Below are 23,663 nucleotides of genomic sequence, written 5' to 3' on the forward strand. Positions count from 1 at the left end.
GCCCGCCCGTTCCCTCACCCACCCGGCGGATGAGATCCGGCACACCCTTGTACGGGGAGCCGGGACCTGCTCCTCCAGGACCCGGACGCAGGACTCGGACGGGTCCGCACACGAGGGCCGTCCGCGTACCCCCGGTACGCGGACGGCCCTCCGTCGTGTGCGCGCACGCTCCCCCGCGCTCTCGGCCTCTCGACCCGGCGGGGACCCCTCATCGCACCGGACGGCCCCGGGCGGACCGCGGGAACACGGGGCGACCGGGCCCGGCGCCCGTCCTCCCGCATGCGCACCACTCGCCGCCCCCAGAACGTGGACATAGAGTGACATACATCACGAGGTCGCTGATTTCCCTCGCTCATGCCCATAAGGTCCTGGAGGGCACATGACCTACATCTCGGTCACGGTGGACGGCACGGCCTACGAGGACGACGTGGAGCCCCGTCTCCTGCTGGTCCACTATCTGCGCGACCGGCTCGGCCTGACCGGTACCCCGATCGGCTGCGACACCTCGAACTGCGGGACCTGCACGGTCGAGCTCGACGGTGTGAGCGTCAAGAGCTGCACGGTGCTGGCCGTCCAGGCGGACGGGTGCGAGGTGACCACCGTCCAGGGGCTGGCCCGCGACGGCGAGTGGACGCCGCTGCAGCGGGCGTTCCACGAGCAGCACGCCCTGCAGTGCGGCTACTGCACCCCCGGAATGATCATGGCCGCGCGCGATCTGCTGCGGGAGAACCCCCGCCCCGGCCCCGACGAGGTACGCAAGGCGCTCGAGGGCAACCTGTGCCGCTGCACCGGCTACCAGAACATCGTCCGGGCGGTGCTCGCCGCCGCCGAGGAGACGAGCGCATCCGCACGACAGAGCACCCAGGAGGTGACGGCATGACCGACCAGGCCGTCGCACCCGAGGTCGGCCGCGCCCGGCTCCGCAAGGAGGACGCGCGGCTGATCACCGGCCAGACCAACTGGACCGACAACATCGGCGTCCCCGGACTGCTGCACCTGGCCGTCCTGCGCAGCCCCATGGCGCACGCCCGCATCGAGCGCATCGACGTCTCCCCCGCCCTCGAACGCCCCGGCGTCGTCGCCGCGTTCACCGGCCGCGACCTCGCCGATGACCTGGGGTCGCTGCCCTGTGCCTGGCCCGTCACCGAGGACATGGTCCTGCCCGACCACCCGCCGCTCGCCCTCGACGAGGTGCGGCACGCCGGCGACCCGGTGGCGGTCGTGGTGGCCCGCGACCGGTACGCCGCCGCCGACGCGCTGGAGGCGATCGAGGTCGACTACGAGCCGCTGCCCCCGGTGCTGGACCTGGAGGAGGCGCTCGCCGAGGGAGCCCCGCTGGTCCACGCCGACAAGGGCACCAACCGTGCCTATGTGTGGCCGCTGAAAACCGGTGAGGACTACGCGTCGGTCAGGGAGCGCGCCGATGTCGTGATCAAGCGCCGCTACCGGCAGCAGCGGCTCATCCCCAATGCCATGGAGCCGCGCGCGGTCGTCGTCGCCCCGCTCGCCGCCTCCGGCGAGTACACCGTGTACTCGGCGACCCAGATCCCGCACATCCTGCGGATCATGCTGTCGACGGTCACCGGCGTCCCCGAGCACAAACTGCGGGTGGTCGCCCCCGACGTGGGCGGCGGCTTCGGCTCCAAGCTCCAGGTGTACGGCGAGGAGGCCCTCGCGCTGGCGATCGCCCGGAAGCTGGGACGGCCGGTGAAGTGGACCGAGTCCCGCTCCGAGGGCTATCTGGCCACCCACCACGGCCGCGGCATGATCCAGGACATCGAGCTCGCCGCGACCCGGGAGGGCAGGCTGCTCGGCCTCAAGGTCGATCTGCTCGCCGACATGGGCGCCTATCTGATGCTGGTCACGCCCGGCATCCCGATCCTGGGCGCGTTCATGTACCCGGGGATCTACAAGATGGACGCCTACGAGTTCACCTGCACCGGGGTGTTCACCACCCGCACCCCGACCGACGCCTACCGCGGCGCCGGTCGCCCGGAGGCCACGTACGCCATCGAGCGGATCATGGACGAACTGGCCGCCGAGGTGGGCCTGGACCCGGTGGAGGTGCGGCGCCGCAACTGGATCCGGCACGAGGAGTTCCCGTACACCACGATCGCGGGCCTGACCTACGACAGCGGCCACTACGAGGCGGCCACCGACAAGGCCCTCGCCCTGTTCGGCTACGACGAGCTGCGGGCCGAGCAGCGCGAGCGCAACGAGCGCGGGGATCCCGTACGGCTCGGCATCGGGGTGTCGACGTACACGGAGATGTGCGGACTGGCCCCGAGCCGGGTGCTGCGGGACCTGAGGTACGGGGCCGGCGGCTGGGAGGCGGCGAGCATCCGGATGCTGCCCACCGGCAAGGTCGAGGTGGTCACCGGCACCAGCCCGCACGGGCAGGGGCATGTGACCTCCTGGAGCCAGATCGCCGCGGACGTCCTGGGCGTGCCGTTCGAGGACATCGAGGTGCTGCACGGCGACACCCAGACGGCCCCGCAGGGCATGGACACCTACGGCTCGCGCTCGCTGGCGGTGGGCGGGGCGGCCGTGCACCGGGCCGCCGAGAAGGTGGTGGAGAAGGCACGGAAGGTGGCGGCGCACCTGCTGGAGGCGAGCGAGGACGACCTGGAGTTCACAAACGGGGTGTTCTCCGTCAAGGGCTCGCCCGAGGCACGCAAGACCATCCAGGAGGTCGCCTTCGAGACCTTCATCTCGCACAACGTGCCCGACGGCATGGAACCCACCCTCAACGCCGAACACGTGCACGACCCGGAGAACTTCTCCTATCCGCACGGCACCCATCTGTGCGCGGTCGAGGTCGACACCGAGACCGGGCGGACCCGGATCCGGTCCTATGTCTGCGTGGACGACGTGGGCCGGGTGATCAACCCGATGATCGTCGAGGGACAGGTGCACGGCGGTCTCGCCCAGGGCATCGCACAGGCTCTGTACGAGGAGGCGGTGTACGACACGGAGGGCAACCTGGTCTCCGGCACGCTGGCCGACTACCTGGTGCCGTCGGCGGCGGATCTGCCCGAGTTCGTCACCGACCGGACCGAGACGCCCGCCTCCACCAACCCGCTCGGGGTCAAGGGCGTCGGCGAGGCGGGCACGATCGCCTCGACCCCGGCCGTCGTCAACGCGATCGTGGACGCGCTGCGGCCCCTGGGTGTGCACGACGTGCCGATGCCGTGCACACCGGAGCGGGTCTGGGAGGCCGTCCGGGCGGCGCAGCCGTCCGGCACGGCGCAGAAGGAGGCCTCGGCATGATTCCCCCCGCATTCGACTACGTCCGGCCCGCCGGCCTGGACGAGGCCGTGCGCCTCCTCGCCGACGCGGGCGAGGAGGCGAAGGTGCTGGCCGGCGGGCAGAGCCTGCTGCCGCTGCTGCGGCTGCGGCTGGCCTTTCCCGAACTGGTCGTCGACATCGGGCGGATCCCCGGGCTGCGCGGGGTCCGCGAGGACGGCGGCATGCTCGCCATCGGGGCGCTGACCACGCATCACGAGGTGGTCCACGACCCGCTGGTGCGGCGGTACGCGGGCCTGCTGGCGCAGGCCACGGAGACGGTCGCCGATCCGGCCGTACGGCACCGGGGCACCCTCGGCGGCTCGCTCGCGCACGCCGACCCGGCCGGGGACCTGCCCGCGGTGGCGCTGGCGCTGGACGCCGAGCTGGTGGCCGCGGGTCCCGGCGGGCGGCGCACGATCCCGGCGCGCGACTTCTTCGCGGACTATCTGCAGACCGCGCTGGCCCCCGACGAGCTCCTGGTGGAGGTACGGGTGCCGAAGCGGGAGGGCTGGGGGTACCGCTACGAGAAGTTCCACCGGGTGGCCCAGTCCTGGGCGATGGTCGGCGTGGCCGCGCTGGTGCGGCGCGACGACGGGCGCATCGCCGAGGCGCGGATCGGGCTGACCAACATGGGCGCCACCCCGCTGCGTGCCACTGCCGCGGAGGAGGCGCTGGCCGGTGCCGGGGACCCGGACGCGGTGGCGCGGGCGGCGCAGTCGGCGGCGGAGGGCACACGGCCCTCGCGGGACGCGTCGGCCTCGCCCGAGTACCGGGCGCATCTGGCGCGGGTGCTCACCAAGCGGGCGGTCCTGGCCGCCGCCGGAATGGGGTGAGTGCCGATCATCCCCGTCGACAGCCCCGAGCAGGTACGGGCTCGTCTGGAGGAGACGGGATATCTCGTCGACGACGGGCTGGCCGTGGCCTGCTTCCTGGCGCTCCGGCTGCACCGTCCGGTCTTCTGCGAGGGCGACGCGGGCGTGGGCAAGACCGCGCTCGCCGCCGCCCTCGCCGAGGCGCTCGGCGCCCCGCTGATCCGGTTGCAGTGCCATGAGGGCATCGACGCCTCCCAGGCGCTGTACGACTGGGACTTCCCCCGTCAGCTGCTGCATCTGCGGGCCGCCGAGGCGGCCGGGGTCCGGGACGCCGACCGGCTGGAACGCGAGCTGTACGACCGGCGGTTCCTCATCGCCCGGCCGCTGCTGCGGGCGCTGCAGACGCAGCCGTCGGTGCTTCTGGTGGACGAGATCGACCGGGCCGACGACGAGTTCGAGGCGTTCCTGCTGGAGGTGCTGTCGGAGTTCCAGGTGACGGTCCCCGAACTGGGCACGCTGCGGGCCGAGGTGCCGCCGGTGGTGGTCCTGACCTCCAACCGCACGCGGGAGGTGCACGACGCCCTGAAGCGGCGGTGTCTGTACCACTGGTTCGACCATCCCGGTTTCGCCCGTGAGCTCGCCATCGTCCGCCGCCGGCTGCCCGGGGTGTCGGCGCGGCTGGCCGAGCAGGTCACCGCGCTGGTGCAGGCCCTGCGTGCCGAGGATCTGCTCAAGCCCCCGGGTGTCGCGGAGACCCTGGACTGGGCCCGTGCCCTGGACGCCCTCGGCGCCACCGAGGTCGATGCGGAGCTGGCGGTGGCCACGCTCGGCTCGGTGCTGAAGTACCGCGAGGACCTGGAGCGCGCCCGCGGCCTGGACTTCGCGGCGGCCCTCGCACGGCGGGGAGCGTGATCGGTGTGGAGCGGGAACGCCGCGGGGAGAGGGGGGCGGGCGGGGACTGGCGGGCGCCGTGCGGCACGGCACCGGCGCCGGACGGGCCGCTCGGGGCCGATGCCGTGCTGCTCGGGTTCGCGCGGTCGTTGCGGGCGGCCGGTGTCGCGGTGAGCGCCGAGCGGGTGCACGCCTTTCTGCGGGCCGTGGCGGTGCTGCGGCCCGGGGTGCGGGCGGATGTGTACTGGGCCGGCCGGCTGACGCTGTGCGGGGACCGGGACGACCTGGAGCGGTACGAGCGGGTGTTCGCCGCCTACTTCGGCACGGACCGGGATCCCGCCCGGGCGGCACGGGCCGCCGTTCCGCTGCCCCGGCTGCGGCCGGTCGTGCGGGACGCGCCCGGCGGGCCGCCCGCCGAGCCGGCCGAGGGGGAGCGGGAGGGTCCGCCCGTCGCCTCGCTCGCCAGTTCCGTGGAGATCCTGCGCCACCGCGACGTGGCGGTTCTCGATCCCGCGGAACGTGCGCAGGTGCGCCGGCTGCTGGCCGCGTTCGCGCTGCGCGGGCAGACGCGGCGCACCGCGCGGAGGCGGCCGGCCCGGCGCGGGGAGGTCGATCCGCACCGCACCGTGCGGGACATGCTGCGGCTCGGCGGCGAGCCGGCGCTGCTGCGGCGGCACGCACGCACCGAGCGGCCCCGCCGGGTCGTCCTGCTCGTCGACGTCAGCGGGTCCATGGGGCCGTACGCCGACGCCCTGCTGCGGTTCGCGCACGCCGCCGTCCGGGGCCGGCGCACGGAGGTGTTCACCATCGGCACCCGGCTGACCCGGGTCACCCGGGAGCTGTCGCACCGGGACCCGGACCTGGCCATGGCCGCGGTCGCCGAGGCGGTGCCCGACTGGCGCGGGGGCACCCGGCTGGGCGAGCTGCTGCGGGAGTTCCTCGACCGCTGGGGCCAGCGGGGCATGGCCCGCGGCGCCGTGGTCGTGCTGCTGTCCGACGGCTGGGAGCGGGGCGATCCACGGCTGCTCGCCGCCCAGATGCGGCGTCTGCACCGGCTCGCGCACCGGGTGATCTGGGCCAACCCCCGCAAGGCACGTCCCGGGTACGCCCCGCTCGCCGCCGGCATGGCGGCGGCGCTGCCCAGCGTGGACGCCTTCGTGGAGGGTCACAGCCTGGCCGCGCTGGAACGGCTGGCGGCGGTGGTGCGGGGTGCCGAGCCCCCGGCCGCGGCGGATGTGCGGGAAGGGAGCTGAGCGTGCGGGACATTCTTCCGGTGCTGGAGCGGTGGTACGCGGCACGGGTGCCGTTCGGGCTCGCCACCGTCGTCGCGGTGAGCCGCAGCGCGCCGCGCGAGCCGGGCGCGGCGATGGCGGTGGGCCCGGACGACGAGGTGGTGGGGAGCGTGTCCGGGGGGTGCGTGGAGGGGGCGGTGTTCGACCTGGCGCAGGAGGTCGTGGCGAGCGGCGAGGCCCAGATGGCGTCCTTCGGCTACAGCGACGAGGACGCGTTCGCGGTCGGCCTCACCTGCGGGGGCGAGATCTCCGTCCTGGTCAGGCCGGTGAGTCCCGAGACCGACCCGGCCTTCGGCGCGGTCGCCGCGTCCGTCACCGCCGGTGAGCCGGTGACCGTGGCGACCGTGGTCGACGGTCCGGCTCCGCGCGGGGCGACGCTCGCGGTGTGGCCGGGGACGGTGGCGGGCACCCTGGGCACGCCCGGTCTGGACGCGGCGGTGACGGCGGACGCCCGCGGTGAACTCGCCCTGGGCGCCACGGGGCTGAGGCACTACGGCCCGCACGGCGAGCGCCGCGAGGACGCCGTCACGGTGTTCCTGCACTCCTTCGCCCCGCCGCCGCGGATGCTGGTGTTCGGCGCGATCGACTACGCCACCGCGGTGGCCCGTGTCGGGGTCTTCCTCGGCTACCGGGTCACGGTGTGCGACGCCCGCCCGGTGTTCGCCACGCCGAAACGGTTCCCCGCGGAGGTGGAGGTGGTCGTGGACTGGCCGCACCGCTATCTGCACGGCACGGACACCGACGAGCGCACGGTGATCTGTGTCCTCACCCACGATCCGAAGTTCGACGTACCGCTGCTTCAGGAGGCGCTGCGCCGGCCGGCCGCCTACATCGGGGCGATGGGCAGCCGCCGCACCCACCGCGACCGGATGAAACGGCTGGTGGAGACCGGCCTGTCGGAGGAGGAGCTGTCCCGGCTGCGGTCCCCGGTGGGCCTGGACCTGGGCGCCCGCACCCCCGAGGAGGTGGCCGTGTCCGTCGCAGCCGAGATCATCGCGCTGCGCTGGGGCGGCACCTGCGCCCCCCTGACCGAGACCTCCGGGGCCATCCACGCGGCCGACTCCGCCTGAGGCGCCGGAGCGAGGCGCCGGCGAGGAGACAGCTGAGGAGACAGCCGAGGAGACGATGTCATGGAACTGCACCACGAGTTCACCGTGCCCGTCCCGGTCGACGACGCCTGGCGGGCGCTCCTCGACATCGAGCGCGTGGCGCCCTGTCTGCCGGGGGCCACCGTGGAGGAGTACGACGGCAGGACCGTGACCGGGTCGGTCAAGGTCAAGCTGGGTCCGATCACGGTGACGTACAAGGGGACGGCGGTCTTCGAGGAGCAGGACGAGACGGCCCGTCGCCTGGTGCTCGCCGCGAGCGGCCGGGAGACGCGCGGGCAGGGGACGGCGCGGGCCACGGTCACGGGCACCCTGGAGGAACGGGACGGTGTCACGGCGGTGTCGGTGCGCACCGATCTGACGGTGACCGGCCGTCCGGCGCAGTTCGGGCGCGGGGTGCTGGCGGAGGTGGGCGACCGGCTGGTCGGGCAGTTCGCCGACTGTCTGTCCGAACGGCTCGCCGGGGCGCCGTCGGCCCCGGCCGCCGAGGGCGCCGTGGCGGGCGCCCCCGGGGAGGCCCGTGAGCGGCCCGCGGCGGAGCGTGCGGAGTCCGAACCGCTCGATCTGCTGCGCACCGCCGGCGCACCGGTGGCCAAGCGGGCCGCCGCGGTGGCGGGTGCGGCCGTCGCCGTCGTGCTGCTGGTCATGGGCGTACGCCGGCTCCGGCGCCCCTGACGCGCCTCGGGGGCCGGGGGCGGGTCGTCCGCTCCTCTGTTCATCACGGTGCGCATGAGTCGTCAGTCGGCCGGCGTTGCCCCTGTGACCTGTGGTTTTGCCCTTCCGGCATTTTTCCCGGTGAAGGAGATTTTTTCCTTGATCACCGGTGTGAGTCCGCGAAGGGGCGGGTACGCGCGCCTCCGACGGATGAGGCATGCATGACCTCTGCGGCACATGTGCGGCACATCCTCGCCGGAAGGAGGTCCGTGACAGCGCACACTCGCAGCGCCCGGGCCGCTTCCGTCCACGAAGCGGCCCGGATCTCACCGAACAGCCGCACACGAGAAAGGGAAGAGTGACCGGGGCGACCCCTGCAGGGGCCGCCCTTTCTGTGTGCCGGTCCTGTGTGCCGGCGCGACGGCCTCCGCGTGTCAGCGCGGCAGCCGGTGCAGCTCCACGGCGGTGAGGCGGCCGTCGGCGACGGTGGCCGTCATGTACGTGCAGTGGGGCAGGCGGCGGCGGTCGGTCGGGGACCCCGGGTTGAGCAGGCGCAGACCGGTGGGCGCGGTGGTGTCCCAGGGGATGCGGCTGTGCCCGAAGACCAGGACGTCGAGGTCCGGGAAGCGGGCGGCACAGCGGGCCTCGCGGCCACGGGCGGGTCCGGTCTCGTGGACGACGCCGACACGCAGCCCGCCGAGGTCGGCGCGGGCCACCTCGGGCAGGCGGGCGCGCAGCTCGGGTCCGTCGTTGTTGCCGTACACGCCGATCAGACGGCGGCTGCGGCTCCGCAGCAAATCCAGGGTGGCGGTGTCGACCCAGTCCCCCGCGTGGAGGACGACGTCGGCACGGGGAAGCTCGGCGAGCAGAGGCGCGGGCAGCTCCTTGGCCCGCTTGGGCAGATGGGTGTCGCTCACCAGCAGCAGTCGCACACGCTCAGTCCTCGCCGCGCACGATGTTCCACTCGGGACCCGTGCGGTCCTGGGGCGGTCCGGAACGGTCCTCGACGGCCGGGAGCCAGGTGCGCACCCTCTTCTTCCGCAGGCGGCGGGCTTCCGCCCAGCCCGTCTCGGGCTGCTGGGCAACGGGCTTCGCGGCGGACTTCCCGGTGGTGTGCGCGGTCACGACGTCTCCTCGTCCTTCGTCACTTCTCCGCCCGCTCTCCGTCCGTGTCCCCCGAGCGGCCCCGGCCGGGTCCCCCGCGAGGGGCCGGGGCAAACCCGCCCGGTACGCCCGTACCCGGTCACCGGCCGCCGGGGCCTCCGCTGCCGAACGAGCCGCCGGAGTCCCCGTCCCAGCGCGGGCGGCCCTGGTCCCCGCTGGGCCTGCTGCCCGGGGAGCCGAGTTCGTGCGGGCTCAGCCGCCGGCCGGTCTCCTCGGCCCGGGGCACCTCGGCGGGCTCGCGCCGCTGGTGGGTCTCGTGGACCGGTCCGGACCCGGGCGGCGTCGGGTGCTCACCGCTTCGGGGGGTCCTGGGCTCGTTCCGTGCGACCCCGATGCCGAGCCGGACGGCCCACACCAGGGCGGTGGCGATCACCAGGCCGCCGACGACGATGACGGCGCCTCCGAGGACCGAGGTCGCGGTGGCTGCTTCGTACCAAGAGACATGCATGGGGCCGCGGGTACCCCGCCCCGGCCGGCGGATGCCCGCGAGAACCGGCCGGGACGCGGCTCCGGCCCGGCCGGTACGGCCGGGTCCGTCCCGTTGCCGCCGACGGCGGACGTGCCCCGGCCCGCTCGCTCCGCGGCCGCCGTGCGGGGCTCATGACCCGTCCGGGGCGCCGGCGCCGCCCTGCCCCGTCTCCCCGGTCTCCCCGGTCGAACGCGCCGCCCGTACCACCTCGGCCTCGACCTCGGCACGGGTCCTGCCCTCGTCGCTCGCGTACTCGCCCAGGGCGGCCTGCAGATCACGGACCAGGTCGCGCCAGGCACGCCACGCCGTCTCGTACGTCTCGCTCTGGGGTCCGGCCCATCGTTCCTGCGCGGGCGACCCATAGTGCTCACGCAGCTGTTCGACCCGGGTGTGCGCCTCGTCGACCGCCCGCTGCTTGGCCACGAGCTCTTCGAAGGTGTGTGACACAGCCCAGGACCCTAAGCACGAGGGGTCCGCACGGCGCCGCGACCTGCCGTGACCGGGGCGCGGCGCACCCGTGTGGCGGCCTCGCGCGGTCCACGGGCGGTCTCACGACCCGAGCAGCACCTCGCTCCACACCTGCTTGCCGCCGCCCACCGGCACGGCGCCCCAGGCGTCCGACACGGCCTCGACGAGGAGGATGCCGCGGCCTCCGGTGGCCTCCCAGCCGATGCCGGTCGGCTTGACGGGGGTGCGGGGCGAGTTGTCGGCGACGGCGATGCGCAGTCTGCCGTTGACGAGACTGAGGTCCAGACGGACCTGGCCGCCGGTGTGCACAAGGGCGTTGGTGACCAGCTCGGAGACGACGAGGAGAGCGACGTCCATGCCCTCGGTCACCCCCCAGGAGCGCAGAGTGCGCCGGGTGAAGCGACGGGCGTGCCGGACCGCCTCGGGCACCCGCCACACCGTCCAGCTCTCCCTGAGCGGGCGTACGGCCATGCCGTCGTAGCGCATCAGGAGCAGGGCGATGTCGTCATTGCGGCGGGCGTCGCCGAGCAGGGCGTCGGCGACCAGGCCGAGGTGGGCGGGGTCGGCGCCGACCAGGTCGCGGCCGAACTGCTCCAGGCCTTCGTCGATGTCCTTGCCGGCGGACTCCACCAGGCCGTCGGTGGTCAGGGCGAGTACGGTGCCGGGCCTGAACCGCAGCGGGGTCATCGGGAAGTCGGCCTGGTCCAGGACCCCGAGCGGAGGGCCGACCTCGGCCTCCACGACCTCGATGCGGCCGTCCGGGTGGCGCAGCACGGGCGGCAGATGCCCGGCGCGCACGCACCAGGCGGTGCCCTGTTCCATGTCGACGTCGACATAGGTGCAGGTGGCGAACCGGTCGGTCTCCATCTCCAGCAGCAGCCGGTTGGCGTGCGAGACCACCACGTCCGGCGGGTGCCCCTCGGTGGCATAGGCGCGCAGGGCGGTGCGCATCTGGCCCATCAAGGTGGCGGCGCCCGCGTTGTGGCCCTGGACGTCGCCGATGACGAGGGCCGCGTGATTGTCGGCCAGCGGGATCACGTCGTACCAGTCGCCGCCGACCTCCAGACCGGCCGTCGCGGGCAGATAGCGGGCGACGGCCGTGGCACCGGGCAGCCCCGGCAGGCGGCGGGGCAGCAGGGTGCGCTGGAGCATGCCGACGAGCTCGTGCTCGGCGTCGAAGGCACGGGCGCGCACCAGGGCCTGCCCGGCCAGACCGGCCGAGGCGGTGAGCAGGGCACGCTCGTCGGGGGTGAAGTCGTGCGGGGCGTCCCAGCCGACCAGGCAGACCCCGGCCGTGCGGCCCTCGGCGGTCAGCGGCAGGACCGCGAGACCGCCGGGGCCGACCCCGGCGAGAGCCGGCTCCAGGTCGGTGCCGCCGGACCAGATCCGGGCGCGTCCCTCGCGCAGGACGGCGGCCAGGGTGGGCATGGCCCGCACCGGGGCGTCCGGCCACTCGGTGCGCCACTGCAGGCGCCACAGCTCGGGCCAGGCCTCCGGTTCGGGCGGGTCCAGGGCGGTGACGACGAGACGGTCGTTCTCCAGTTCGGCGAGCGCGATCCGGTCGGCCCGCAGGGGGTCGCGCAACGCGGCGACCACCGCCTGACTGACGTCGTGGACGGTGCCCGCGGTCGCCAGGGCCGCGGCGAGCCGCTGGACCCGGGCGGCGTCGGTGACACCGGGGCGCAGGGTGGAGACGTCGGCGACGGTGCCGACCAGCCGGGCGGGGCGGCCCTCGCCGCCGGGCAGCAGCCGGCCGCGCAGCCGCACCCACCGGGGCGGGCCGGACGGCTGCAGGACGCGGAACTCCAGCTCGCGCTCGCCGCTGAACATGTGGTCGGCCTCGACCACGGACATCAGCGACGGCAGGTCCTCCGGCACGGTCAGCGCCAGCAGCGTCTCGACCCTGCCGTCGAAACCGGACCGGTTCAGGCCGAACAGTTCGAGGAGGGCGTCGCCGACCTCCACCCGTCCGCTGTCCGTCGCGAGGCTGAACGCGTCCGGCGGCAGTTCCTCGGTGTGCGTGACCTCGGTGGCGGCGGGACAGGCGACGGCCTCGGCGATCAGCTCCAGGCACGCCCGGTCCTCGCTGTCGAAACCGACCGGGCTCTCGGTGACGGCGAGCAGGACGCCGCCCTCCGGTCCGCGCAGCGGCAGCGCGGCCAGGGACATGTTCCCGGCGGGCATCCGCCGGGAATCGGCGCGCCTGGCGAGCTCTTCGGGACCCAGCCACACGGCCCGCCCGGTGCGGCGGGCGTCGGCGGCCGGGGACCGCCCGGCGAGGCGGTAGCTGTCCCTCACCCCGTACAGGGCCCTCGGCACACCGGCCGACTCCGACAAGGACAGCACCTCGCCCGTCGCGCCGGGGACGTACACACCGGCGAACGCCGCGTTGGCGAAGACCAGGGCCTGTTCCAGGACGCGACGCGACCGATCGGGGGCGGAGGTGGCGGCGAGCGTCCTGAGGGCGGATTCGGCCCGCAGTGTCCTCGTACTGCGTACCGCAGCTCCCTCACTGACCACGTGGCCATTACAGCGCGTATCACCCGGTTGTGCAGCCCCTGGGACGGTTTCACGGGATTCCACGGTGGACGGCGCTCGAAACATGTCGAATGTGCGGTGGCGTACGCGGTGTGCACGGCGATCCGGGGGGCGCGTTGTGCGCGGTGGTCCGGGGGACGGGCGTGCGGCCGGTGCTGCCGGCCGTCCCGCGGTCCGGTTCACCGTGCGGGCCGGGCCGTCAAGGGGGAGTCTGGGTGCCAGGACCCACGCGCGGCCGAGCGAGGAGGTGGTCGGGCGTGTCCGACGGGAACGCGCCTCACCGGGAACCGTCGGCCGCCGACCGGACGGCCGAGGGCCCGGTGCTGTCCCGGGCGCTGGCCGCCCTGCTGGACGAGGTCCACGCGCACGCCGGTGCGGTGTATCTGCCGGCGCCCGGCCGGCCGGTGCTGGAGATGGCGGTGATGGCGGGCCTGCCCCGGACGTTCGCCTCCCCCTGGGAGCGGGTCGGGCTGAACGCGCCGTTCCCGATCGCCCACGCGGTGCGCGACCGGCGGCTGGTCTGGGTCGGCGACGAGGAGGAGATGGCCCGCCGCTATCCGCGGATCTCCGTCGTGGCGCCGTATCCCTTCGCGATGGCCGCGCTGCCCCTGGCGACCGGGAAGGCCGTGTACGGGGCCGTTTTCGTGGTCTGGCCCGCGTCCCATCCGCCGGAGCTGTCCGACTGGGAGCGGAAGCATCTGACCGCGTCCTGCGACCGGCTCGCGACGCAGCTGGAGCAGGCCGCGGCGGAGAACCGCCCGGTGCGCCCCGGGCCCGATCTCCTCACCCTGGACCCCGCGGACGAGGCGGCCGACGCCCCCGGTTCGGCCGAGGCGGCCCGCCTGGTGGCGCGGCTGCCGTACGGGCTGGTCGCCCTCGATCTGCACGGCCGGGTCTCCTACGCCAACCCCGCCGCCGCCGATCTGATCGGCCTGCCCGTGAGCACACTGCTGGGCGTCCCGCTGTGGAAGTCGGTGCCGTGGCTGAACGACCCGGTGTACGAGGACCGCTACCGGGCCGCGCTGATCAGCCAGCGCGTCACCTCCTTCGTGGCGCTGCGCCCGCCCGGCGACTGGCTGTCGTTCCGGATGTATCCGGACACCACCGGGCTGAGCATGAGGATCAGCCGGACCCGGGCGGTGGAGGCGCTGAGCCGCGGCGCGCCGGAGCCCGGTGCGGAACGGACCGGGCTGATCACCATCTCGCATGTGCTGCACCTGGCCGGAGGGCTGACCGAGACGGTCAGCGTACGGGACGTGGTGCGGCTGATCGCGGACGAGATCGTCCCGGCGGTGGGCGGCCAGGCCCTGATGATCCTCGGCTCGCAGTCCGGGCGGCTGCATGTGCTCGGCCACCGCGGATACCAGGACCCGCGCGTCGTCGAGATGTTCGACGGGGTCCCGCTGACCGCGCCGACGCCGGGCGCCCATGTGCTGGCCAAGGGAGTGCCCGCCTTCTTCGAGTCACGGCAGCAGATGGAGCGGCTGTACCCGGACTGCCTCTCGGTGCCCGACGGCTTCGCCGCCTGGGCGTATCTGCCGCTCATCGCCTCCGGGCGCCCGGTGGGCACCTGTGTGCTCTCCTACGCCGAGCCGCACCACTTCTCCACGAACGAGCGGGCGGTGCTCATCAGTCTGGGCGGGCTGATGGCGCAGGCCCTGGAGCGGGCCCGGCTCTACGACGCCAAGCACCGGCTGGCGCACGGTCTGCAGCAGGCGCTGCTGCCGCACTCGCTGCCGCGGCTGGCCGGCCTCGACGCGGCCGGACGCTATCTGCCGGCCACGCAGCACATGGAGATCGGCGGCGACTTCTACGACATGGTGGCCACCCCGCCGACGGCGGCCGCCGTGATCGGGGACGTGCAGGGGCACAACGTGACCGCAGCCGGGCTGATGGGGCAGCTGCGCACCGCGGTACGGGCGTACACCACGGTGGGCCAGGAACCGGGGGAGGTCATGCGCAGCACCAACCGGCTGCTGATGGACCTCGGGGTCGAACTGTTCGCCAGCTGCCTGTATCTGCGGCTCGATCCGGCGAGCCACTCGGCCGTGATGTCCCGGGCGGGGCATCCGCCGCCGCTGCTGAGACTGCCGGACGGACGGGTGCGGGTGCTCGACCTGGCCGGAGGCCCGCTGCTGGGCATCGACGCGACGGCGGTGTACACGACGACGCGAGTCGGCCTCGCTCCCGGCTCGACGCTCCTTCTCTACACCGACGGACTGGTGGAGTCGCCGGAGACGGACCTCGAGAACGCCATCGCGGAGCTGGGGCACCAGCTCGGTGAGGCCGGGGACGCGCCGCCGGACGAGCTGGCCGATCTGCTGGTGCAGCGCTGCATGGCGGCGCGGGAGCGGATCGACGACGTGGCGGTGCTCCTGCTGCGCATGCGGGACGACGGCTGACGGTCCGGCCCTCCGGCCGGAGGGCCGGACCCGTGGGGCGGCTCAGGGGGGAAGCCGCCCGAAGGGTGCCGTCAGTGGTTCCAGCCGCGCCCGGAGCCCCGTGCCGCACCGGAGTTGTAACCGCCGCCGGCCTGCTGGTCGCCCATGCCGGCCTGGTCGCCCGCGCCGTTGCCGGCCTGATCGCCGCCCTGCTGGTCAGCCGCGCCGTTGCCGGCCTGGTCGCCCGCGCCGTTGCCGGCCTGATCGCCGCCCTGCTGGTCAGCCGCGCCGTTGCCGGCCTGGTCACCGCCGGCCTGGTCGCCCGCGCCGTTGCCGGCCGCGGCGCCGAGCGTCGCGCCGGTCTCCTCGAGGGCCGTGGTGACCGGCTGGAAGAAGGTCACGCCGCCCTGGGTGCAGTCGCCGCTGCCGCCGGAGGTGAGGCCGAGCGCGTTGCCGTCCTGGGTGAACAGGGAGCCGCCGCTGTCGCCGGGCTCGGCGCAGACGGTGGTCTGTATGAGGCCGGTGACGGTGTCGACGCCGGTCGGGCTGGTGTCGCTCTGGAAGTTGACGGTGGCGTTGAGGCCGGTCACCTGGCCGCTGTTCAGCCCGGTGGTGCTGCCCATCCGGAAGACGGTCGTGCCGACGGTGGCTTCCGCGGCCTGGTTGATCCGGACGGTCTGCCCGTTGCCGACGTTGACCTCGCTCGGTGCCTGGGTGTTCGGGTCGTCGTACTTGACGAGGGCGAAGTCGCTGCCGGGGAAGGTGGACTGCTCGACCGTGGCGATCGGCCGGCCGTTCGCGGAGTCCGACCACTGCGTGCCCGGGTCGCCGCAGTGCCCGGCGGTCAGGAAGGCGGGGCTGCCGTCGGAGGCCGTGACGTTGAAGCCGAGGGAGCAGCGGACGGTGCCGCCCTGGGCCCGGGAGAAGATGGGGTCGCCGCCGGAGGCGAACGTCTTGAAGGTCCCGGGGGCCTTCTTCAGAGTGGCCATGCCCGAGCCGAGGCTCTCGACCGTGGACTCCAGCTTGTTCCACTTGGCTCCGGTGACCGTGCTGTCGGCGGTGACCAGGACCTTGTTGGTGCGCGGGTCGACGGTCCAGGCCGTGCCGGGGATGGCGGCCTTGCTCCTCAAGGTCTGCTCGGCGGACTTCAGTTCGGCGATGCTGTTGTCGACCTGGCGGACGACCGCGCCCGCCTTCCTCGCCCGGGCGGCCATGGCGGTGTCGCCGCGCACCACGTTGACGACGAGCCGCTGCCTGTCACCGTCGTAGTACGCGCCGGCGTAGGAGTCGCCGAGGGTTCTGGCGAGCTGTGCGGACAGGTGTGAGGCGTCCTTGGCTTTCAGGGTCCTGGGGGTGACGTTCTCCGTTGCGCCGTCCTGGGAGGCGTTGGCGTTCGGGAGCAGTATCGCCGCCGCACCGAGCGCCACCACGCCGCCTGCCGCAATCGCGGCCTTGCGCTTCGGAATTCGCTTGTGACTCAACTTCTCGACCTCCTGTGGACGGGGGTCCTGGCCACCGTCCAGCGGTGGTTGGGGGACGCCTGGATGGCCTTTGATACGCACGGGGCGCGTGACATGTTCAATCCCGTTCGCCAACTCGTCCTCCACCGCAAGGAATCGGCCGGCTTCCGCACGCGTCCCGAGCCGTACCGGCACCCGTCTGACGCACCGTCGGATCCCGCTGCCGGGTGCACCGGACGCGGTGCCGCACCACGGGCCCGCCGCCGGTCGTCGCCGGCCTCGGCGGGGCGCTGCACGGGCCTCGCGGCGAGACGTGTCCGGGCGCGGGTGCCGTCGAGCCGTCGAGTGGTGTGCGGGGGCGCCGTACCGCTGTACGGACGGCCGGATCCGGTCCGGTCGCCGCCGGCCCGGTGGGCGGGGCCGGCCGGCGGGCGCGAGTGCGGCGGAGGCCGGCCGCTGTTTCCGGTGCGGCGCGTCCGGCGCCTCGACGGCACCGGCGGCGGCCGGGCCGGAGCGCGGTCAGGACGGCGGGCTCCGGAAAGGGATCCGAAAGGAGCCGCCCGTGTCCGCGGGCGGCTCCTCCCGGATCCCGCCGGGGACACATGAAAGCGCCGGGCGGGGTACCCGGGCCGCATGCGGCACGACCACCGAGAACCCGAGCTGCCCCCCGCCCGGGGCCCCGTCTCCGCCGCCGTGACGGCCCATCTGCGGGGCACCGGGCCGCTGCCGCGCGCCGAGGAGATCGGCGGGGCGACGGCGTACGGCGACGATCTCCAGCTCGCCCTGTACCTGTGCTACGAGCTGCACTACCGGGGTTTCGCCGGGGTCGACGCACAACGCGAGTGGGACCCGGACCTGCTGCGGGTCCGCTCGGCGCTGGAGCACCGGTTCCTGTCCGCGCTGCGCGCCGACACACCCGCGCACGACAGCCTCGACGACGCGCTCGCCGCCCTTCTCGTCGAACCGGTCCGCGGCACGGGCGTCAGCCACTATCTGCGGGACGAGGGCACCCTGTGGCAGCTGCGGGAGTACGCGGTCCAGCGCTCCCTGTACCACCTCAAGGAGGCCGACCCGCACGCCTGGGTGCTGCCCCGTCTGTGGGGCCGGGCCAAGGCGGCCATGGCGGCGGTGGAGTTCGACGAGTGGGGCGGCGGCCGTGCCGAACGCGTCCACGCCCGGCTGTTCGCCGACCTGATGACCGACCTGTGCCTGGACACGACCTATGGCCGCTATCTGGACGCGGCCTCGGCGGAGGCCCTGGCGACGGTGAACCTGATGTCCCTGTTCGGGCTGCACCGCGAGCTGCGAGGCGCCCTGGTGGGCCACTTCGCCGCGGTCGAGATCACCTCCTCCCCCGGCTCACGGCGGCTGGCCGAGGCACTGCGCCGGACGGGCGCCGGACCGGCCGCGCAGTTCTTCTACGACGAACACGTGGAGGCGGACGCCGTGCATGAGCAGGTGGTGCGTCATGACGTGCTCGGCGGGCTGCTGGCCGAGGAGCCGCACCTGGCGGCCGACGTGACCTTCGGCATCGACGCGACCGGATATCTGGAGGACCGTCTCGGCGCACGGCTGCTCGCCGACTGGCGCGCCGGACGGTCGTCGCTCCGGACCCCCCTCGCACAGGAAGTGACAGGTGCTTCCTGAGTGTCACAAGTACTTCCCGGGCACCGGGGTACTCGCCGATCGTGTATGCACTGCTGCTTCCAGGCGTCTACGCCCCACAGGACGACACCGCGCTGCTGGCCGAGGCCCTGGCCGACGAGCCGCGCACGCCGGGCGCACAGGTCCTCGACGTGGGGACCGGGAGCGGTGCGCTGGCCCTGGTGGCCGCCCGGCGGGGCGCCGAGGTGACCGCGGTGGACATCTCCTGGCGTGCGGTGTGGACCGCACGGCTCAACGCCCGGCTGAGCCGGCTTCCGGTCCGCATCCACCACGGGAATCTCTTCGACCCGGTACGCGAACGGTCGTTCGACCTCATCCTGGCCAACCCCCCGTACGTACCGGCTCCCGACACCCGGCGCGGACCGCGCGGCAAGCGCCGCGCCTGGGACGCGGGACATGACGGACGGCTGGTGCTGGACCGGATCTGCCGGGACTCGCCCCCGCTGCTGCGGCCCGGAGGCGTCCTGCTGATCGTCCACTCCGCGCTGAGCGGCCCCGGCCGCACCCTGGACCGGCTGCGCACGGCCGGCCTCAAGGCCTCGGTGGTGCGCCGCCACTGGATCGCCTTCGGCCCCGTTCTGCGGTCGAGGCGCGACTGGCTGCGCGAGCGCGGTCTGCTGCCCGCGGACGAGGGGGCCGACGAGGCCGACGAGAAAGAGGAGTTGGTGGTCGTCCGTGGCGAACGTCCCCTCTGACGCCCCGCGCTCCGACCCGCCCCGCCGGGTCACGATGCAGCGGCGCGGCCCGATCCTCGTCGACGGTCCGGTCGAGGTGGAACTCGAGGACGGCACCACCGTCTTCTCCGACCGTTTCCGTGTCGCCCTGTGCACCTGCCGTCGCAGCCGCCGCTACCCGTGGTGCGACACCAGCCACCGCGAGCGGGGATAGGGGCAGCGAACGGCCGGGAGGGCGGGCGGTACGGAGGCCGGCGCGGGTGCGCGGCCGGGGCGCGGGGCGGCGCGGCGGTGTGCCGCGCCCATGTGCCGGGGCCGGCGGGCGGCCCCACTCCGCCCGCCGGCCCCTACGAGATCGCTCTGACTCTCCGCACCGGGGACTCCGCACTCCCCATCGCGGGCCCCTTCAGTCATGTGCGGAGACCACGCGATCCCGGTCCCTCAGAACGAGAAGACGCTCTTCGCGGAAGCGTTCATCATGCACTCGTTGGAGAAGGTGCGCTCGTAGGAGACGCGCTTGCCCTCCCAGACGCCCTGGACCGTGACCACCACGGGGTTGTACTCCCAGGTGCACATCACGTCGTCGCGCGCCTTGAGCGCGGTGACGTCACCGCCTGCGGCCCTCAGCTCGGCGCATGCGTCGGACGCGGCCGGGTGGCTGCCGGAAGGTCTCGGGGCACAGGTCAGGGTGACGGCGCGCTCCGGAGCGGCAGTCGCCGCGGTGACGCCGTGGCCCACGGTGAGCACCAGGGCCGAGGGGGCGTAGAGCGTGGCGGGGGCGGGGGACGGGCCGGCCAGGGCCGCCTCGGCGAGGGGTCCGCAGACGGCTGTGGCCGCGAGGCCGAGAGTTGCTGCCCAGCGCGCGGTGTTCCGCATCGTGTGCTTCCTTCCGCTGAGTGTCGTCGGGTGCCGGTCGCGACTCGGTCGGTGCCGGCCGGCGTGCGGGAGTCTGCCGAGTCCGGCGCCGAAACTCACATCGAACCCACTGATTTCAGTAACCTTGCGTATTGAATCAGTGGCGCGAAGTCACAGAGTCCATGCGCCACAACCCCCAATCCACGGGCTTGTCGATCACCGAATCCGGCCGGATGGCCGAATCCCTGCGCCCGTTAATCGTCCTGAAACATTCCGTTTCCGCTCGCAGCATGAACCCTTATGACCCATTGTGTTCACGTTTAGGGCGATAGAGGTCGTTACATGATTGCGAAAGAACCGCAAAAGCGGCGTGCACGGCAGACACACTTTGTTCACACATGTGGTCGTTCATACATGCGGCCGCGCCCGTGACGCTCCGGCTGCGCCGGCCCGGGTCCTGCGGCCCGCACCGGCGTCGGCACATCTCTCGAGGACGGCGTCCGCCTCCCGGCGCACACCCCCGTGGCGGCCTCGGCGAGTGCGCTGTTCCTGCTCGGTGCGATCGCCTTGCCGACGACTTCGCCCCGGGGTACGCCGGTGTGTCCGCCGACTCGGCGGATGCGGCCACGCAGTCGGTGTTCTGGCCGTCGTTCATCGGCGCGGCCCTGGTCGTGCCGTCCGACCCGGTGTCCTTCGGCGCGTTCCCCGGTGACCGGTCGCGCCGCATCCCGGCCGGCACTCCGCGCCGCAAGGTGGTCGGTGCCGCCTTCCCGGGGCAGGCCGCCGCCCTGCTGCCGTTCGTCTTCGATCCGGGCGACGGTGAGCGTCATCGCCGCCAAGGCCCCCGAGTACGTCGACCCCGCGGCCCCGCCTTCCTGGGCGGGCCGCTCGCCGTCTCGCCGAGCCGGTTCTTCCCGCCGGTGTGTCCGCTCACGCCGATCGGCGGCATGCCGACGGGCACGACCTTCCTGTACGGCACCGGGCCGGACTTCGCCTCGGTGGTTCCGCAGCCGGCCCGTGCCGTCGGCATCCCGGTGCCGCCGGTCACCGGACCGGGCGTGCCGGACACCGGCCCGGTGGCGGTGTCCCGCCACGAAGAGCCGACGCCGGGTCCGCCGCCCGCGCCGGCGTTTCGCGGGGGCGAGGCGTTGCCGGACGCACCGGAGGGTGACGGACGGCCGCTTCCGCCGGCTCCAACGCACCGGCCCGTGGGCCGATCGGGCCGGCGGCCGTCCCGAGGCGGCCGCTCAGGTGGCGTCGCCCGACAGGCCCGCCTGGCGGGCCGACGGGGTGCGCGTCCCGGCGATCGACAGCGAACCGGGGCTCTCCGACGAGGAGTCGACGGCCCAGCGCTGGGCCGTCGAGCCGTCGCGGACCTTGACGATCACATCGGCGCCCACCTGCGGCGAGGCGGGGGCGAGGGCGAGTCCTCCCTCCCAGCGGGGCAGCAACTCCCCCCGCGGGCCGGTGTTGTAGCGCACATCGGAGGCACGTTCGGTGCCGGACTCCGCGCAGGTGCCGAGGACGACCACACCCGCGTCGGCGTGCGAGTCCAGGCACAGCCCGGGGTCGGCGGCGCTGCGCAGCAGACCGTCGTCCTCCAGGGACCACTGCTGGTCCTCCGCCGAGGAGCACTCGGCGAGTTCGGCGGCCGCCCCGTCCCTCGGCTCGCCCCGGACGGCGAGGCACAGGCCGATCGAGACATTGCGCAGCCGGGTCTGCCCGCTCCCCGGGGACAGCCCGGGGGTGCCGGACGCCGCCGAACCGGCGGGCGGGGCCGGGAAGGCGGTACCGGGTGCCGTGACCCCGGCCCCGATCGCGCCGGTGGACGCGGCCGGGGCGGTGCCGCTGTCGCTGGACCACAGGCTGATGCCGAGCACGGTGGCGAGCAGTCCGGCGGGGACCAGCCCGAGACCGGTGCGCAGCGCACGGGACGACCGCGGGGCGCCGGGGATGCGGCCGGACACCATGACCCGGGACAGCGGCCGGCTCCGGCCGCCGCCGGCCGACCGTCTGCCGCCGCGCCGGCCGGAGCCTCTGGCGCGCGGGGCCCGCAGGGCGCGGTCCGGACGCGTTTCGAGGTAGCGGGCGGCGCCCCAGCCGAGCACCGCTTCGGCGAGCAGTTCGCCCAGTCCCTTCTCCACCAGGCCGAGTTGTCCGGCCGCCTCCCGGCAGTAGCGGCAGTCGTCCAGATGCCGCCGGACGTCCGGCAGCAGATCGCCGCCGCGGCGGATCGGGGCGTCGAGCAGCCGGTTGTAGAGGCGGCAGCCGTCGGTGGGCGCGAGTTCCAGGTGGGCGCGCACACAGCCCTCGCGGAACTTCTCCCGCGCCTGCTCCAGGGTGAGCGCCGCCGTCTCGAGGTCCACGCCCAGCAGTCCGGCCGGGACATCGAGGGGTTCGGCCTCCACCTCGGTGTGCCACAGCAGGCACTGGCCGGCCGGGAACAATTCCTCGAAGGCCCGCTGGGCGAGCCGGCGGTTCTCCGGTATCGGGGACGCGGTGGCCCGCATCCCCCGGCCTCCGGCGGGTTTGCGCAACTCCGGGAGGACGCCGGACACCTGCTCCTCCGTGGCCCACAGCCGGACGGTGTTCCGTACGGTCACCAGCAGCCGAGGGCGCAGGGCCGTTCCCGGTTCGCCCAGGGTCAGCCGTTCGAAGACCTGGTGGAAGGCGGCCGAGGCGACCATGGCCGCGGTCGGTGTCGTGGAGGCGAGGCAGATCGCCGCGTATTCGTGGACCGGCTGCCAGTGCCGGGCCATCAGCAGGGCGACGCATTGGGCGGCTTCGGCGTCCGAGCTGCCGGCGAGCCGTGCGGCGAGGGACTCGTCGGGCTCTCCTTGGGTACCGCCCGGCGGCGGATAGGGAGGACGAGCAAGGTGGGGGGTGGGCACGAAACGGCTTCCTTCGGTACGTACCTGAATGGTGCGAGCGCGCGGGCCCAGCCTATGTCCGGCGGCGAATCGGCCCGACTCTCCGGGCTGTCCCCTCAGAGCCGATTCTCGCCCACGCACGGGGAGTTCAGCCTTGCACAACGCAATGACACCCAACAAGGCGCACAGGCAGGGGCCACGCCCTTGACATAACGTGAGAAATCCGGGCATCACCGGCATCGCATTCGCCTGCTCCGTGCCGTGCGTCCGTGCGCGGCACGCGCACACCGAACCGTGTGCACACCGCGCGCTGTGCACGCGGGGCCGCCGATGCCGTTCCTCCCGTGCCCCGCACCGCGGCCCCGGGGCCGCGGTGCGGGCCGAGCGGTGGTCAGATCTGCCAGGAGCGCAGCCGGTCGGCGGCCTCGTAGACGTCGGTCTTGCCGGACATCAGGTCGCGGGCGAGGTCGACGAGGGCTCCGTAGGGCGGGTCGATGCCCACGCCGCTGATGAACATGTAGGCCACCGCTGTCGCGCAGGCGAAGCGGGCGTTGGCCGCCGGCAGGGGCTTGAGCACGGCAAGGGTGTGCAGCAGCGCGGCGGCCCGCCAGGCCGGGTCGGAGTCCACGCCGAGACGCGGCGGGTCGACACGATGGCGGGCGACGGCGGCCACCAGGGCCGAGAAGTCGTCGATCGCGGGCTGATCCGGCAGGACCTCCTCGTGACGCTGCAACAGCCAAGGGACGTCGATATGGATGACAGGGGTCATCGGTCAGGCGGCCCGCCCCTCGCCCTTCGAGGGCGATTCGTCCTCGGGGAAGGCCTCGGCGAACTCGTCGGCGTGCGTGGTGAAGAACTTGCGGAAAGCCTCGGCGCCCTCCTGCAGGGCCCGGTGCCGCGCTATGTCGGCGGCGGCCGCCTCCCGCACGAGCGCCTTCATCGACGTACCGCGCTCCTTGGCGATCTGGCGCAGGTCCTCAAGTTCGCGATCGCTGAACTCCACATTGAGAGCTGGCATGCCCCACACGGTACCGCTCAGGTACTTGCACGTAAATATCCGCAGGTCACAGCGGTGA

21 protein-coding genes and 1 pseudogene are annotated in these 23,663 nt (G+C 73.8%); 12 read left to right on the forward strand and 10 right to left on the reverse strand.

Translation table 11 applies throughout. The features are described from left to right. The first annotated feature begins 379 nt into the window (after nucleotides 1-379). The 7 genes from ABD224_RS19545 (at nucleotide 380) to ABD224_RS19575 (ending at nucleotide 8,064) form a co-directional block, all read left to right on the forward strand. Entirely contained in the window at nucleotides 380-880 is a 501-nt protein-coding gene (locus ABD224_RS19545; RefSeq protein ID WP_344051608.1) for a (2Fe-2S)-binding protein, read from the forward strand. Then, nucleotides 877-3,270, forward strand: a complete 2,394-nt coding sequence (locus tag ABD224_RS19550; RefSeq protein WP_344051610.1) for a xanthine dehydrogenase family protein molybdopterin-binding subunit — start codon at nucleotides 877-879, stop codon at nucleotides 3,268-3,270. Before ABD224_RS19545 ends, ABD224_RS19550 begins: the two co-directional genes overlap by 4 nt. Further along, entirely contained in the window at nucleotides 3,267-4,121 is an 855-nt protein-coding gene (locus ABD224_RS19555; RefSeq protein ID WP_344051612.1) for an FAD binding domain-containing protein, read from the forward strand. Before ABD224_RS19550 ends, ABD224_RS19555 begins: the two co-directional genes overlap by 4 nt. Then, entirely contained in the window at nucleotides 4,122-5,012 is an 891-nt protein-coding gene (locus ABD224_RS19560) for an AAA family ATPase (protein ID WP_344051614.1), read from the forward strand. Between the two features lie 104 nt (nucleotides 5,013-5,116). Continuing rightward, nucleotides 5,117-6,244: a vWA domain-containing protein gene (locus ABD224_RS19565; protein ID WP_344051664.1), complete on the forward strand. Its 1,128-nt coding sequence runs from the start codon at nucleotides 5,117-5,119 to the stop codon at nucleotides 6,242-6,244. A gap of 2 nt (nucleotides 6,245-6,246) precedes the next feature. Continuing rightward, nucleotides 6,247-7,353, forward strand: a complete 1,107-nt coding sequence (locus ABD224_RS19570) for an XdhC family protein (protein ID WP_344051617.1) — start codon at nucleotides 6,247-6,249, stop codon at nucleotides 7,351-7,353. Between the two features lie 60 nt (nucleotides 7,354-7,413). Further along, nucleotides 7,414-8,064, forward strand: coding sequence for an SRPBCC family protein (locus ABD224_RS19575; protein ID WP_344051619.1), 651 nt, complete (start codon nucleotides 7,414-7,416; stop codon nucleotides 8,062-8,064). Between the two features lie 413 nt (nucleotides 8,065-8,477). Here ABD224_RS19575 and ABD224_RS19580 read toward each other — a convergent pair whose 3' ends face one another. The 5 genes from ABD224_RS19580 to ABD224_RS19600 form a co-directional block, all read right to left on the reverse strand. Next, nucleotides 8,478-8,975, reverse strand: a complete 498-nt coding sequence (locus ABD224_RS19580; protein ID WP_344051622.1) for a metallophosphoesterase family protein — start codon at nucleotides 8,973-8,975, stop codon at nucleotides 8,478-8,480. Between the two features lie 4 nt (nucleotides 8,976-8,979). After that, complete coding sequence (locus ABD224_RS19585) at nucleotides 8,980-9,168, reverse strand: hypothetical protein (protein ID WP_344051624.1); 189 nt, start codon at nucleotides 9,166-9,168, stop codon at nucleotides 8,980-8,982. Between the two features lie 118 nt (nucleotides 9,169-9,286). Beyond that, a complete protein-coding gene (locus ABD224_RS19590; RefSeq protein WP_344051626.1) occupies nucleotides 9,287-9,655 on the reverse strand; it encodes a DUF6479 family protein in 369 nt (122 codons plus the stop codon). 150 nt (nucleotides 9,656-9,805) lie between these two features. Continuing rightward, nucleotides 9,806-10,123 carry a hypothetical protein gene (locus ABD224_RS19595; protein WP_344051628.1) on the reverse strand — a complete coding sequence of 106 codons (318 nt, stop codon included), beginning with the start codon at nucleotides 10,121-10,123 and terminating at the stop codon, nucleotides 9,806-9,808. A gap of 102 nt (nucleotides 10,124-10,225) precedes the next feature. Then, the gene (locus tag ABD224_RS19600) at nucleotides 10,226-12,664 is read right to left on the reverse strand and encodes a SpoIIE family protein phosphatase (protein ID WP_344051630.1); all 2,439 of its coding nucleotides are present in this window, start codon (nucleotides 12,662-12,664) and stop codon (nucleotides 10,226-10,228) included. A gap of 275 nt (nucleotides 12,665-12,939) precedes the next feature. Here ABD224_RS19600 and ABD224_RS19605 point away from each other — a divergent pair, with 275 nt between their 5' ends. Beyond that, entirely contained in the window at nucleotides 12,940-15,084 is a 2,145-nt protein-coding gene (locus ABD224_RS19605) for a PP2C family protein-serine/threonine phosphatase (RefSeq protein ID WP_344051632.1), read from the forward strand. A gap of 71 nt (nucleotides 15,085-15,155) precedes the next feature. Here the strand turns inward: ABD224_RS19605 and ABD224_RS19610 are convergent, their stop codons facing one another. Then, on the reverse strand, nucleotides 15,156-16,544 hold the full coding sequence (locus ABD224_RS19610) for a S1 family peptidase (RefSeq protein WP_344051634.1): 1,389 nt from the start codon (nucleotides 16,542-16,544) through the stop codon (nucleotides 15,156-15,158). A 612-nt stretch (nucleotides 16,545-17,156) separates the two neighbouring features. On the opposite strand from ABD224_RS19610, the gene ABD224_RS19615 reads away from it, so the two are divergent. Genes ABD224_RS19615 through ABD224_RS19625 form a run of 3 tightly spaced genes read left to right on the forward strand, consistent with a single transcriptional unit; the run spans nucleotide 17,157 to nucleotide 19,076 of the window. After that, a complete protein-coding gene (locus ABD224_RS19615) occupies nucleotides 17,157-18,170 on the forward strand; it encodes an iron-containing redox enzyme family protein (protein ID WP_344051636.1) in 1,014 nt (337 codons plus the stop codon). A gap of 41 nt (nucleotides 18,171-18,211) precedes the next feature. Then, entirely contained in the window at nucleotides 18,212-18,883 is a 672-nt protein-coding gene (locus ABD224_RS19620; protein WP_344051638.1) for a HemK2/MTQ2 family protein methyltransferase, read from the forward strand. Beyond that, on the forward strand, nucleotides 18,864-19,076 hold the full coding sequence (locus ABD224_RS19625; protein ID WP_425581015.1) for a CDGSH iron-sulfur domain-containing protein: 213 nt from the start codon (nucleotides 18,864-18,866) through the stop codon (nucleotides 19,074-19,076). Before ABD224_RS19620 ends, ABD224_RS19625 begins: the two co-directional genes overlap by 20 nt. A 227-nt stretch (nucleotides 19,077-19,303) precedes the next feature. Here ABD224_RS19625 and ABD224_RS19630 read toward each other — a convergent pair whose 3' ends face one another. Beyond that, entirely contained in the window at nucleotides 19,304-19,738 is a 435-nt protein-coding gene (locus ABD224_RS19630) for a protease inhibitor (protein WP_344051640.1), read from the reverse strand. A 510-nt stretch (nucleotides 19,739-20,248) separates the two neighbouring features. Between ABD224_RS19630 and ABD224_RS19635 the strand changes: the two are divergent. Then, a pseudogene (locus ABD224_RS19635) lies at nucleotides 20,249-20,736 on the forward strand (cytosine permease); the annotation flags it as partial. A 228-nt stretch (nucleotides 20,737-20,964) separates the two neighbouring features. Here the strand turns inward: ABD224_RS19635 and ABD224_RS19640 are convergent. From ABD224_RS19640 to ABD224_RS19650, 3 genes are all read right to left on the reverse strand, one after another. After that, entirely contained in the window at nucleotides 20,965-22,608 is a 1,644-nt protein-coding gene (locus ABD224_RS19640) for an RICIN domain-containing protein (protein ID WP_344051642.1), read from the reverse strand. Between the two features lie 370 nt (nucleotides 22,609-22,978). After that, nucleotides 22,979-23,356 (reverse strand): toxin Doc, encoded by a 378-nt coding sequence (locus tag ABD224_RS19645; RefSeq protein WP_344051644.1) that lies wholly within the window; start codon nucleotides 23,354-23,356, stop codon nucleotides 22,979-22,981. Between the two features lie 3 nt (nucleotides 23,357-23,359). After that, on the reverse strand, nucleotides 23,360-23,605 hold the full coding sequence (locus ABD224_RS19650) for a hypothetical protein (protein ID WP_067388858.1): 246 nt from the start codon (nucleotides 23,603-23,605) through the stop codon (nucleotides 23,360-23,362). Between the last annotated feature and the right edge of the window lie 58 nt (nucleotides 23,606-23,663).

The organism is Streptomyces thermoalcalitolerans, from assembly GCF_039525155.1.
GTDB lineage: Bacteria > Actinomycetota > Actinomycetes > Streptomycetales > Streptomycetaceae > Streptomyces > Streptomyces thermovulgaris.